This is a genomic window from Brevundimonas sp. KH_060, assembly GCF_057838275.1.
Map to the genome: position 1 here is coordinate 2517539 of NZ_CM174463.1, position 12462 is coordinate 2530000.

General features: G+C 61.0%; 12 protein-coding genes, 1 tRNA gene and 2 rRNA genes (1 of these 15 running past the window's edge). 2 read left to right on the forward strand and 13 right to left on the reverse strand.

Translation table 11 applies throughout. The features are described from left to right. Positions 1–244: 244 nt before the first annotated feature. The 3 genes from AC3IPP_RS12460 to AC3IPP_RS12470 all read right to left on the reverse strand — a co-directional run bounded on the left by AC3IPP_RS12460 (position 245) and on the right by AC3IPP_RS12470 (position 2979). Positions 245–1144, reverse strand: a complete 900-nt coding sequence (locus AC3IPP_RS12460; RefSeq protein WP_489177410.1) for a cation diffusion facilitator family transporter — start codon at positions 1142–1144, stop codon at positions 245–247. A gap of 222 nt (positions 1145–1366) precedes the next feature. Beyond that, the gene (locus AC3IPP_RS12465) at positions 1367–1768 is read right to left on the reverse strand and encodes a DoxX family protein (RefSeq protein WP_087141667.1); all 402 of its coding nucleotides are present in this window, start codon (positions 1766–1768) and stop codon (positions 1367–1369) included. Continuing rightward, positions 1765–2979, reverse strand: a complete 1215-nt coding sequence (locus AC3IPP_RS12470) for an MFS transporter (protein ID WP_489149200.1) — start codon at positions 2977–2979, stop codon at positions 1765–1767. Before AC3IPP_RS12470 ends, AC3IPP_RS12465 begins: the two co-directional genes overlap by 4 nt. A 904-nt stretch (positions 2980–3883) precedes the next feature. On the opposite strand from AC3IPP_RS12470, the gene AC3IPP_RS12475 reads away from it, so the two are divergent. Continuing rightward, positions 3884–4183, forward strand: coding sequence for a hypothetical protein (locus AC3IPP_RS12475; protein ID WP_087141669.1), 300 nt, complete (start codon positions 3884–3886; stop codon positions 4181–4183). 22 nt (positions 4184–4205) lie between these two features. On the opposite strand, the gene AC3IPP_RS12480 is transcribed toward AC3IPP_RS12475, so the two are convergent. The 7 genes from AC3IPP_RS12480 to AC3IPP_RS12510 form a co-directional block, all read right to left on the reverse strand. Then, positions 4206–6335: a recombinase family protein gene (locus AC3IPP_RS12480; RefSeq protein ID WP_489149201.1), complete on the reverse strand. Its 2130-nt coding sequence runs from the start codon at positions 6333–6335 to the stop codon at positions 4206–4208. Continuing rightward, the gene (locus AC3IPP_RS12485) at positions 6322–6510 is read right to left on the reverse strand and encodes a hypothetical protein (RefSeq protein WP_489149202.1); all 189 of its coding nucleotides are present in this window, start codon (positions 6508–6510) and stop codon (positions 6322–6324) included. The genes AC3IPP_RS12480 and AC3IPP_RS12485 overlap by 14 nt, the downstream gene beginning before the upstream one ends. A gap of 17 nt (positions 6511–6527) precedes the next feature. Next, complete coding sequence (locus AC3IPP_RS12490) at positions 6528–6743, reverse strand: hypothetical protein (RefSeq protein WP_489177411.1); 216 nt, start codon at positions 6741–6743, stop codon at positions 6528–6530. A 59-nt stretch (positions 6744–6802) separates the two neighbouring features. Beyond that, a complete protein-coding gene (locus tag AC3IPP_RS12495) occupies positions 6803–6976 on the reverse strand; it encodes a hypothetical protein (RefSeq protein WP_489149204.1) in 174 nt (57 codons plus the stop codon). 87 nt (positions 6977–7063) lie between these two features. Continuing rightward, positions 7064–7558: a recombinase family protein gene (locus tag AC3IPP_RS12500; RefSeq protein ID WP_489177412.1), complete on the reverse strand. Its 495-nt coding sequence runs from the start codon at positions 7556–7558 to the stop codon at positions 7064–7066. A 265-nt stretch (positions 7559–7823) separates the two neighbouring features. Then, positions 7824–8018, reverse strand: a complete 195-nt coding sequence (locus AC3IPP_RS12505; RefSeq protein WP_489149206.1) for a hypothetical protein — start codon at positions 8016–8018, stop codon at positions 7824–7826. Further along, entirely contained in the window at positions 8008–8259 is a 252-nt protein-coding gene (locus tag AC3IPP_RS12510) for a hypothetical protein (protein WP_489149207.1), read from the reverse strand. Before AC3IPP_RS12510 ends, AC3IPP_RS12505 begins: the two co-directional genes overlap by 11 nt. A 170-nt stretch (positions 8260–8429) precedes the next feature. On the opposite strand from AC3IPP_RS12510, the gene AC3IPP_RS12515 reads away from it, so the two are divergent. Continuing rightward, on the forward strand, positions 8430–10064 hold the full coding sequence (locus AC3IPP_RS12515; protein ID WP_489151063.1) for a recombinase family protein: 1635 nt from the start codon (positions 8430–8432) through the stop codon (positions 10062–10064). Here the strand turns inward: AC3IPP_RS12515 and AC3IPP_RS12520 are convergent. The 3 genes from AC3IPP_RS12520 to AC3IPP_RS12530 all read right to left on the reverse strand — a co-directional run. After that, a tRNA-Met gene (locus tag AC3IPP_RS12520) sits at positions 10021–10097 on the reverse strand. The genes AC3IPP_RS12515 and AC3IPP_RS12520 overlap by 44 nt on opposite strands. 56 nt (positions 10098–10153) lie before the next feature. Further along, positions 10154–10268 (reverse strand): 5S ribosomal RNA (gene rrf, locus AC3IPP_RS12525). Between the two features lie 75 nt (positions 10269–10343). After that, positions 10344–12462: ribosomal RNA gene (locus AC3IPP_RS12530) — 23S ribosomal RNA — on the reverse strand (it continues 662 nt past the right edge of the window).

Here is a 12462-nt window from a genome sequence, read left to right on the forward strand (position 1 = left end):
GCTGATCCGCGTTTGGTGCCGGCTACAACCCTTGTAAGGTCAAGCCTGCCCTGGGCCCGTTTTTCGATCGGCGTCGGCGTCGGTTTACCCGCGACGAGACCGGCTTGAAGCGACCTGAGCGATGGCCGCACGCTAAAGAAAAAACCCCGCGGTCGGCCTGCTCGGCCTACCCGGGGTTCGACGCCAAGCGTCAATCAGCGGCAACTGTTACGGCCGACGGAAAGCGCCGACTCCGTACGTCGGGTCAGTGACCCGGCGATCCGCACGCACCTGGCCCATGGTCTTCGTGCCCATGATCGGCATGCGGCGGATGACCGGACGGCGCAGGTTCGGACGAGAGACTGCAAGCGACGCTCCCTTCGTTCCAGTCCACCGCGATCGTCGGATGCTCTATGTTGAACTCGGCCTTCAACAGCCGCTCCACCGCCTGCACCACGGTCCGCGCATCCTCATCCGCCGCAGGTCGTACATGAAGGGTCGCCAGCGTGCGTCCCGACGTGATGGACCAGACGTGGACGTGGCTGATGTCGGCGACGCCTGGAACCACCTCCTTCGCGCGCTTAATGATCGCCTCCGGCGCCGCGTCGTCAGGCGCTCCTTCCAGCAGGATATGCAAGGACTTGCCGAGCAGTTTCCAGGCGCTGCCGAGGATAAGCAGGGACACGACCACCGACAGGATCGGGTCGATAGGCGTCCAGCCGGTAAGCGAGATGATGATGGCTGCAGCGACCGCGCCGACCGATCCCAGAAGATCGCCCATCACATGCAGGGCCGCGCCTTTGATGTTGACGTGTTCGGCGTCCCCACGGGTCAGGATCCAGAAGACCAGGACATTGACCAGCAGTCCTGCGACAGCGACGGCCAGCATCGGCCCGGCCAGAACCACTGAAGGCTCCTGAAAGCGCTGCCAGGCCTCGTAGACGATCCAGGCGACAATGGCGAAAAGCGTAATGGCGTTGATGAAGCCGGCGACCACTTCGAAGCGGAGGTAGCCGAAGGTCCGCCGGGAATCGGCCAAGCGCCGGCCGAAGCGGAAGGCCAGATAGGCCAGGCCGAGCGCAGCTGCATCGGTCAGCATATGACCGGCGTCCGCCAGCAGCGCCAAAGAGCCCGAGATCAGCCCGCCAACGACCTCGACGATCATGAAGGTGAATATCAGGGCAAAGGACAGAAGGACCTTGCGCTCATTGTCCCGGGTGACGGTCGGCGTGTGGTCATGATCGTGGCCCGAGTGATCATGACCCACGTGGCCATGACCCTGATGTGCGTGCGACATGGAATGCCCTGGAGAAGGAATAAAACTGACACATGAATATCTATTCATGTGTCATCTGTCAAACCGATCTGAGCCTCCCTGCCCTGGCGCTCAACCCGTCGACGTTTCGCGCGTCCGCTGCATGAAGACAGTGGTGGTGATGAGGATCAAGGCCAGGTTGGTCGCCACATGCCCCCACTCGAAATAGACGACATGGATCACCAACATTGCCGTCTCCAGCGCCAGCATCACCATCGCCGCCAAAACAAGCACGGGACGTCCCAAAGACCGGGAGAACAGGGGCGCCAGCACCGAGATAGCCAACAAAACCTCCGCCGCCCCGAGGGCGCGGACCATTTCCAACGAAGCATGGGCAGGCCATGACAGAAGTATGACCAGCATGTTCATGGGCTCGGTCAGCTTGGCGTAACCGGCGGCCAGGAAGAACATCGCTAGCCAGCCCTGCAGGGTCCACAGTGCAAGGTTTCGGTAGTTAGCGGGCCACTGGGTCATGCCCCTTCAGCCCCTGCATTGCGACGTCGCGCCGAGAACCAGACCGTGGCGAGGCCCGCGACCAACAGCGCCGGGAAGGCGATGATATTGACGACCGCCCAACCCTGGCCGGTCTGGACCGCGCCGGCCGCCAGGGTCGCCACCGCTGTCGCGCCGAACACGAGAAGCTCGTTGGCGGCCTGGGTCCGGGCGCGCTCTGCGGGCGAATAGGCCTCGGTCAGGAGCGTCGTTCCCCCAATGAACAGGAAGTTCCAACCGATCCCGAGGAGCAACAACGACGCCTGGAACCCTGGAAGGGCCGAACCGCTAAGAGCGATCGCAAGGCTTGCGACCGACAGGAGGACGCCGGCGACCAAAATGCGTCGCACGCCGAAGCGGGCGATCAACCCGCCCGTGAAGAAGGATGGCGCAAACATGCCGATGAGATGCCAACGCGTGACGCCTGCAGCCGCATCGACCCCGTAGCCCGCTGCGACCACGGCGAGCGGAGAAGCGGTCATCACAAAGCTCATCACGACATAGGCCAGGGCGGCGTTGAGCGCCGCGACGAGAAAGACGGGCTGGCGCATGATCGTCAGCAGCGGACGACCGCCCGCGTCCGCCTGCGTCTCAACCACGGGCGACGGCGCCCGCAAGGCCGCCAGTAGAGCGATCGAGAGGAGCGCGAGCAGAGCGGCGGCAATATAGGCGCCCATATAGTCCGTGGCCGGCGCCAGCGTGCGGGTGCGCGCGGCGATCGCGGGGCCGATCAGGGCGGCGGCGACGCCGCCGGCCAGGACCCAGGAGACGGCCCTGGACCGGAAGTCCGGCGCGGCGAGATCCGCGGCGGCGAAACGGTAGTACATGGCCGAAGCCTGAAAGGCCCCCATCAAGGCGTTGCCGAGACAGAACAGAACGAAGTCGTCGCCGGCGATCCCCCAGGCCGCCAGGCCTGCGCCCGCAGCGCCGGCGAAGGCGCCGATCTGGAACCCGGCGCGACGACCGATCCGCGCCATCAGGAGCGACGCGGGAATGGTCGTGACGGCGGTGACCACGGTGATGAGCGCGACAGGCAGGGTCGCCAGACTCGGGGTCGGCGCGAGCGTCGCGCCGACCAGCCCCGAAAAGGTGAAGATCACTGAGACCGCAGACAGGTACAGGGCCTGGGCGACGCCAAGGATCAGAACCGGCCGACGTGCTTCATCAAACATCCACATGCTCTTGCCGATCATGTCCGTGACGCCGTCGGTGCGCCGCGTCCAGGCAGGGAGGGTGCGACAGCCGCCCCGCGCGCTGGTTCAACAAGGCCGCCGCCTGACGCAGACGTCGAGCGCTCGATGCAAACAGGAACGGAAGCGCCTAGCGGTGAAAACCCGTCGGCCTTTGGCCGTAGGGCGACGAAGGAGGCCATTGGAACCACTCCCTTTATGACATCCAAAGAGAAATGGAGTTTCCAACCCTAGGCAGGTCAATCCCTCCCCTGCCTCCATTTAGCGCCGCCGCAAACGCGCCCTTCCGAACGGCGAACAACAGCCCGCGAAGAACGTTTCACCGATAGGACCAGACACGGTCATTCAACGGCTAAGATCCTCCTTCAGCGTGTAAAGTATTAGCGACAAATGCGCCGATGCGCTGGTGACCAGCGTTGTGGACACCAGAGTCCCAGCCAGAGGAATCGATGAAGGCCGCACCTACGCTCGAAGGCGACCTTTCCCAGGGCCCGGATAGGTTCAGAGATATATCCAAGGTCGTTATGACCGAAAGATAGCGCCAAAATTCCGCCAATGGGCGATTGCAACTCAGTTCACGTTTGTGACGCAGCCCGAAAGTGGAAGCCCCGCAACGCGTCAGACCTGCGCGTTTGGAGTTGAGCGACGCCTTGCCCGAAAGCGGACCTCGGCAACCGCCGCAATGAGTCAAAAGCCGCTATTCAATCGAACAATTGTGCAGGATGAATATCTAGCGCTTCCGCCAACTTCACCAAGAAGGGGATCATCCGCACTTCTGCTGGCGGCGTGGTAGGACCACCCCCGCCGCCACGACATCGCCTACCGCAGTGCTTCGGGGCAACTTCAGGCGTCGCACGACCACATCCAGCGGCGTCTGCGCCAGACCATCTCTACCCTAGGTCGAACCATGCTGGAGACGACGACCATCGATCCTGGCACGGCGCATGGCGGCGCGATCTTGGCCGAACAGATCGTCATCCCCGACGGCATGGTCCGCGACATGGTGATCGAAGTGCGCTTCGACGGCTTCCCGCACCGGTTCCGGCTGAACCTGGCCCCGTCAGGCACCTATGCCCTGACGCCGGTCGACATCCCAGCCGTCCCGGCCCAGGTCACGCAGGAGTTGATGCGCACCCGCGAGACCTGGCACTGGACCGACGGCCCGCCGCCGCCGGCGATCTTCAAGGGCATGCCGGTGATCGAATAAACGGCCGACGGATGACGGCCGCTCAACTGCTGTTTCTACCGATGAGCACGACGCCGGCATCGGGCTCTGAAAGACGAATGACGCCGATCGATCCCGACGCCGAGACGCCGTCAATCGGCTCTGGCGCCAGAAGACTTTGCTCGTAGCGCTCTCGCCATTCGGCATCGGAGATGCTGCGGTCGCTCCAGACCCATCCGTGCGTGCCCCCCAGCCGAATCGCTCTCGCCCATTTATCGCGACGCAGTTGCGCTAGTGCGATCCGTGCGCGTGTTTCATCAACGTCCGCTTCCGCTGCATCGACCGGACGTCCCCGGTCATTCATCGCCTGGATCATTTCCTGATAAAAAACAGGTCGATCCGCATCATCCATCAGCCTGCCGATGCACGCGACATCCTCCCAGAGCCCTTCCTGCTCGATCGACAGACTGCGATCCAGGATGACCTCGAAGCGGAAGGTGGCGATCGGAAGATCATGCATGTCCTCGGCACCACGGTCATGCATGATCTTCCGATTAAGCATGGCGCGATCAACAAGGCGGCTGACTTCACCTTCGATCTGGACGCGCACAGCCCCCGCACCCCGACCATCCGGCCGTTTCCCTTCCGGATCATAGGGCGTGACCGTCACCTGGGTGATCAAACTCCGGATAATGTCTCGTGCTCGAGCGGCATCACGCTCTGGACCATTCAACGCGTCGCCCAGGTTATCCAGAAGCGTCCCAACTCGCGCGACGAGATTACCGGGGGTCAGGTCGGTCACCGCCCTGGCGGGTCCGGCGCGAACGTCTCGGGCGAGCCGCTCCTTTTCCGCACCCAGCGTATTCAGATTGTCGTTGATGAGATTGGCGGCAAAGCCGGACGCCCCGGCTTTAATCTGCGCCATCAGATTATCGATCTCGCGACCGACCTCAGCCAACCGCTGAACGGCGCGCTCATGGCGATCAAGCCCTTCCGTCTGCGCGGAGCCCCGCTCACGCAAATACTCCGGAATGAACCACTCAATGACGTTAGGCTGGGAGAGGCGATGCGTCAGCCCTTCCAGGACGACGCGCTCCACGTCTTCACGTTTAGCCCGGCGCCCATTGGGGCACGCCTTCAGTCTATGAGACGCGCAGCCCATTTTCGCGGAGACCTGATTATAAGGCCCGCCGCAGACGCCGCACTTCACCAAACCGCTCAACAAATAACTCGGCCGACGCCGATCGCGAAGTTTGGAGGCAGGACGTTTCGACAGTCGCTCCTGGTTACGATCCCAGACTTCCTGCGGAACGATCCGAAGCCACGGCGCATCGTGTTCAATCCAGGTGGACGCATCCCCCTGTTTCTTTTTTACCTTTCCGCTCTTTTCATCGTACTCGGTCGTCACCTTCCCGTGGATGGCTTTCCCAATGATGAGCGGATTACGCAGAAATCCCGTCCTGTAACGCGAGGATCCCATGATGGTGTTGGGATGCCACACCTTGCCCCCCTCAGGCGTCGGCACATTGTCCGCCGTGAGGCCGACCGCAATCTGGTGGGGGCTCATGCCCGCGTCGTACTCCAGGTTCGCCCGCAGGACGATCTTGGAGGTAACCGGGTGCCGTTCGACGCGACGGATATGCGCTCCTCGACTGTTCAGTAGAGGATTTCCACCTTCATCGACTTCATCGACCAGACGATATCCGTAAGGAATATCGCCCATGATCTTCCCGCGAGCGGCCGCGGCGAGGCGACCGCGAGAAGTCCTCTCCCCTATGCGTTCACTTTCGATCTGGGCCATTTCGGCGAAGATCGCGAACTCAAACCGCCCCATCACGCCTTTGTCGTGCGTGTAGATGACCACGTCGACATCTCTCAGTCGGTTCCTTGCGTAATGCAGTTCACGAGCATTTCGTCCCAGACGATCGAGATGAACGACGCAGATCACATCCGCCTGGCCGCTTTCAGCTGCAGCCATCATCTCCAGATACCCCGTGCGGCTGGCGACGGATCGCCCCGACTTGGCCTTGTCAGTGAATTCGCCGACCACTTCCCACCCGAGCCGCTCGCAATCGGCGCGCAGAACGGCCAGTTGATCGTCTGCCGACAGCGGGTTCTGATGGCTGTCCGAATAGCGCCCGAGGAGAAGGGCTCGCGAGCCGGGAGGCGGAAGAGGACTGTCAAACAGACCCATGGCTCTCCCCTTCTCCTTTGGCGTCACGCTGCGCCATGAGGCGCGCCAGGCTAAGCGCCAGAGGCATCAACAGACGTTCGTCCTCCGTAGCCCCCGTCAGCATCAACGCCTCCCGGCGAGCCTCGGCGCGACGCCACAGCTCATCGTCCAGCGTCGCCGCCAGAGGCAGCGCCAACTGAGCGGATTCTGTCTTTACACCTTGCCGCACGGTTCGCCCTCGCCGCTTCTGTTGCCATCGAAGGGACCGGTCACGTAGGTGATGAAGGTGTCGATCTTCCCAGTCACCATACGTTCGAAGCGGATACCGACGCCGTCAAAGCCGGCCGCCTCAAGCTGCGACCGCAGTTCGTTAATCTGCGACAGGGACGTGGCCGTCGCCTGGAACCGTTTAACAACCGCAACCAACACTTCGTCGTTCGTGCGTGAAGGTCGCCTCTGCCCGACGCGTCGCCTCGAGAAACGGCCCCTCATTGCTGCGCCTCCGGCTGGACACGGCGCATGTGGAAGCGGTCCGGATCATCAGGATCGGGCAGCATGATCATTTCGTAGACCACGCCACCACAGATCATCTGCGTACGCACGCCGACCTCTTGGGCGGGTTCTGTGGGCTCATCAGCGGGGGAGATGGGATCTTCAGTCATTTGCATTTCCAATATGCGACATCACTCTCGCGCGGGGGCGAGGCGACAGAGGGCGGGTTTGATTTCAGGGGAGAGGCCTGTGGCCTATCAGGCGTGGTGAAGGGCGCTGATCTCATCAGCGAGACGCGCGGCGGTGATCGGTTCGTCGGTCACCAACCAGATCAACTCGTCCCGGCTCTCAAGGTCAGCCTCAATCGCCACAAAGTCCGTCAGGTCGCCCCTCAGGTCTTCAATGTCGCCGATCATCCCCATGGCGGTCGGGTTGTTTTTCAGGATGTCGTCGAAGACGGCCTGGTCAGAGAAGGCTTCCGCGGAATCCGATCGGCTGGCGGCGACCGCCAGTTCGATGTTGCGCTGCTGCAGGTCGTCGATCAGCCAAAGCAGCAGATTGGTGGAGGACGTCAGCACGGCCAGGTCATAGACGACCACCACATCCGCCTCGCCGTACAAGGCGAAATTGATTCCATGGGGATCGGCCGCCGTGCGAACGGCCTCGTCCACGACCACATCAGCGATGTTCCATGACCGTTCCGCGCAAAGCAGGGAGCAAGCGTCGATCTGGTCGGTCAGGCCAGCGCCCATTCCCCCCTCATCGGACGGAAGGCGCACATAGATGACGGCGTCCTTTCTGACGACCGATTCTGCAGCGGATTCTTCCGGCAGCTCGGCAACACCATCGAAGAGGCCAGCGGCCTGCCGATAGCTGCGCTCTCGCGCTTTGGGGAATTGGGCTTCCATTTAATTCTCAAGTTCAGGGCGCGCGCCATCGGCTTCGCGCGGAGGCGCGAATGACGACGGGCCGGATTGTTGGGGTAGGAAGGCCGCCGCGACTTGCGGCGGCCGCAGGTCAGTCGCCGACGGTGAAGGCCGCACGCTGACGCGCCAGCCGCGCCAGGGCGCGGATCGTCGGCAGGAGGAGCGCGACGGCGGCGTCATAAGACGCCGTCGATGCGTCTTCGGCCCAGGGAGGGATCAGCGGCCGCGCCGGCCTGCGTCGTTCCGGCCGTGGCGACAGGCGGATGACGTTGGCGTCAGTCGTCATGGGCAAGCACCAGCTGAATGCGATGGCTGGGCACGAGCGCTTCGACGATCGACGGGTAGCCGTCCTCTTCGATGATGAGGTGACCGACCAGGGCCCGCTCGCGACGCAACTGCTCACTGACGGCGGACAGGTCCGCAGCCTCCAGACGCATCCGCAGCGCCTCGCCGCCCATCAACCGGACGGAATATTCTTTCTGATCAAGGGCCTCGGCGCCCGCCGCGCCCCAATGGGCGACACGCATAAGCACTCCCCGGGGTTGTTTGTTCCCGCAGAATGCGATAGCCAGACAGCAATGTCAAGTTACAGGCGCAGAACGCCTTATCTGCTCATATAAGGCGACGCGACAGGCAGCGTCAACCATTTTTTTGCAGAAAACGTCAAATAGGAAATCCCTTGGTCCTTCGCCCTAAAATGCGCGCCATCTACGGTCGCCATTCCACAGACCTTCAAAATGCGCGCTCTACCGCTGACCAAATTGCGTTGCTGCGAGATGCCAGCCGCGCCGAAGGCATTACCGACATTCTCGAATTCACCGACGAAGCCATTTCCGGTAGCGCCATTGATAATCGCCCCGGGCTGCGCGCCCTCCTGAACGCCGTCGCGCGCGGGGAGGTCAGCGATGTCCTGACTGAAGCTCTCGATCGCCTTTCACGCGATCAGGAAAACATCGCCCATATTTTCAAGCGACTCACCTATGCGAACGTCCCACTGAGAACACTGACTGAGGGCCCGATCGACCGGATCCACATCGGCCTCAAAGGGACCATGAACGAACTCTTTCTGCACGATCTGGCCCAGAAAACTCGGCGCGGCCTTGTCGCCAGGGTGAAGGCCGGCTTCTCGGGCGGAGGCCGCTGCTATGGCTACGACATCGTCGGCAAGGGCGAACTGCAGCCCAACGGCCACCAGGTCAGCATCCTCCACCAGATCTTCAACGACTTCGGCCGCAACGAAATGTCGGCCCGCGCCATCGCTCACAAGTTGAACGCCGCCGGCGAACCCGGCCCTCGCGGCGGCGAATGGACGCCCTCGACCATTCATGGCGACCGCCGCGCCCAGGACGGCATCCTGCACCAGGAACTCTATATCGGCGTGCGGGTGTTCAATCGGCGTCGCTACCGCAAGCACCCCGACTCCGGAAAGCGCTCATCAGTGCTAAATCCGCCGGAGGACTGGATCCGCCAACCCGCCCCGCACCTGCGCATCATCGATCAAGAACTCTGGAATACCGTCCAGGCCCGCCTCGATGCCCAAGCCGAACACCCTAAGACGCTCACCCGCAAACCCAAACGCCTGCTGTCGGGACTGATGAAGTGCAGCCTGTGCGGATCCGCCATGACGCTGAAAGGCGGCAAGTACAACTGCAGCGGCCGCTACGATCGCGGGACCTGCTCCAACGGCAAGATCATCGCCGCCAAGACAGTGGAAGAGCGCGTCCTCACCGGCATCAAGACCCACCTGCTGTCGCCTGAAGCGATCGCGGAAGCCGTCAGAGCCTTTCACGCCGCGGCAGAGACGGAGCGCCGGGCCCTTCAGATTGAGCGGGCGCCGCTGGAACGCGAACTGGCGGAGATTGAGCGCAAACTGAAGCGCGCGCAGGCCATGTGCCTGGAGGGCGCGATCGAAACCGACGAACTGAAGACAATCAGCGCGCCGCTGAAGACCCGCCGGAACGAGATCCAGGCCCGACTGGCGGTCGACGCCTCCCCGTCGGTGATCCAGCTTCACCCCGGCGCTGCTGAGGCCTACCGCCGGCTGGCGGAAAACCTGCTCCAGGCAATCGAGGGTGATGACGGCGAGGAGGTGCGCACGGAACTGCGCAAGCTGATCGAGCGCGTAGACTTCATTCCGGCGGAAGGCCTGGGCAAGTTCCAGCTGGAGGTTCACGGCAGTCTGGCCGCCTTGCTGGCGCTGGGCAAAGCCCGGAACGCAAAAAACCCCACGGCTGGAGGCCATGGGGTTTTTGCAGATCAGAGTCTCACGTCCGGGTGTGAGGTAAGCTTGGGTGCGGGAGTAGGATTTGAACCTACGACCTTCAGGTTATGAGCCTGACGAGCTACCGGGCTGCTCCATCCCGCGGCAAGGCGGTAAGTAAAGGAAGAAGGATCGAGAAGTCATTCATGTGTGTCGGGTAGACCCGGCGGCGACCTACTCTCCCGCGCCTTAAGACGAAGTACCATCGGCTCTGGAGGTCTTAACGACCGAGTTCGGAATGGGATCGGGTGGGGAACCTCCGACAGAGCCACCAGGTCAACCCGACACACATGAATGAGAAGATATTGTCTATGATTTCGACAAGTAAGATCGAATGAGTTTTGCTGAGAAACGATCAAGCCGATCGGATTATTAGTACCAGTAAGCTTCACACGTCACCGCGCTTCCACACCTGGCCTATCAACGTGGTAGTCTTCCACGATCCTCAGCGAAGCCTTGTTTTGAGGTTAGTTTCCCGCTTAGATGCTTTCAGCGGTTATCTATTCCATACTTAGCTACCCTGCTGCACGGCTGGCGCCATGACAGGTCCACCAGAGGTATGTCCATCCCGGTCCTCTCGTACTAGGGACAGATCCTCTCAAGCTTCGAACACCCACGGCAGATAGGGACCAAACTGTCTCACGACGTTCTGAACCCAGCTCACGTACCACTTTAAACGGCGAACAGCCGTACCCTTGGGACCTGCTCCAGCCCCAGGATGTGATGAGCCGACATCGAGGTGCCAAACTTTGCCGTCGATATGGACTCTTGGGCAAAATCAGCCTGTTATCCCTAGAGTACCTTTTATCCGTTGAGCGATGGCCCTTCCACGCGGGACCACCGGATCACTATGGCCGACTTTCGTCTCTGCTCGACTTGTCAGTCTCGCAGTCAGGCTAGCTTATGCCATTGCACTCGACGACCGATTTCCGACCGGTCTGAGCTAACCATCGCGCGCCTCCGTTACACTTTGGGAGGCGACCGCCCCAGTCAAACTACCCACCACGCCATGTCCCGGGACCGGATAACGGCCCTCGGTTAGACGTCAACGACAGTAAGGGTGGTATTTCAAGGATGGCTCCACCGAAGCTGGCGCCCCGGTTTCATAGCCTCCCACCTATCCTACACATACGGTCGCTAACGCCAAGGCGAAGCTATAGTAAAGGTTCATAGGGTCTTTCCGTCTGACCGCGGGAACCCCGCATCTTCACGGGGAATTCAATTTCACTGAGCCTGTGCTGGAGACAGTGGGGAAGTCGTTACGCCATTCGTGCAGGTCGGAACTTACCCGACAAGGAATTTCGCTACCTTAGGACCGTTATAGTTACGGCCGCCGTTTACCTGGGCTTCAGTTCGGAGCTTTCACTCCTCCCTTTAACCTTCAGGCACCGGGCAGGCGTCAGACCCTATACGTCGCATTGATGCTTCGCAGAGCCCTATGTTTTTGCTAAACAGTCGCTACCCCCTGGCTTGTGCCACTCAGTCCTGGTTGCCCAGGGTGAGTCACGCTTATTCCGAAGTTACGCGTGCAATTTGCCGAGTTCCTTCAGCACAGTTCTCTCAAGCGCCTTGGTATGCTCTACCTGACCACCTGTGTCGGTTTCGGGTACGGTCTCTGCTAGAGTTATTTCCAGGGACAACGCCACCGCCGGGAACAATCCAATAAGCCCCGACGACTTATGCCATCCGTCACTTCTAGCTGGTGCAGGAATATTTACCTGCTTCCCATCGACTACGCTTTTCAGCCTCGCCTTAGGGGCCGACTAACCCTGCGCAGATTAGCTTTACGCAGGAACCCTTGGTCTTTCGGCGACAGTGTTTCTCACACTGTTTATCGTTACTCATGTCAGCATTCTCACTTCCGATACCTCCAGCCAACCTCACAGTTGACCTTCACAGGCTTACGGAACGCTCCGCTACCGCTTGCAGTAAACTGCAAACCCATATCTTCGGCGCATGGCTTTAGCCCCGTTACATTTTCCGCGCAGGATCGCTTGATCAGTGAGCTGTTACGCTTTCTTTAAAGGATGGCTGCTTCTAAGCCAACCTCCTGATTGTCAAAGCAATCCCACATCGTTTCCCACTTAGCCATGACTTGGGGGCCTTAGATGATGGTTAGGGTTGTTTCCCTTTTCACGACGGACGTTAGCACCCGCCGTGTGTCTGCCCGATAGTACTCCTGGGTATTCGGAGTTTGGTTAGTATTGGTACCGCTCGCGCAGCCCGCAACCATCCAGTGCTCTACCCCCCAGGGTATTCGTCGGACGCTCTACCTAAATAGATTTCGCGGAGAACCAGCTATGTCCAGGTTTGATTGGCCTTTCACCCCTATCCACAAGTCATCCCAGAATTTTTCAACATTCACGGGTTCGGACCTCCAGTAAGTGTTACCTTACCTTCATCCTGCTCATGGATAGATCACCTGGTTTCGGGTCGTCATACGTCGAACTTAGCGCCCTATTCAGACTCG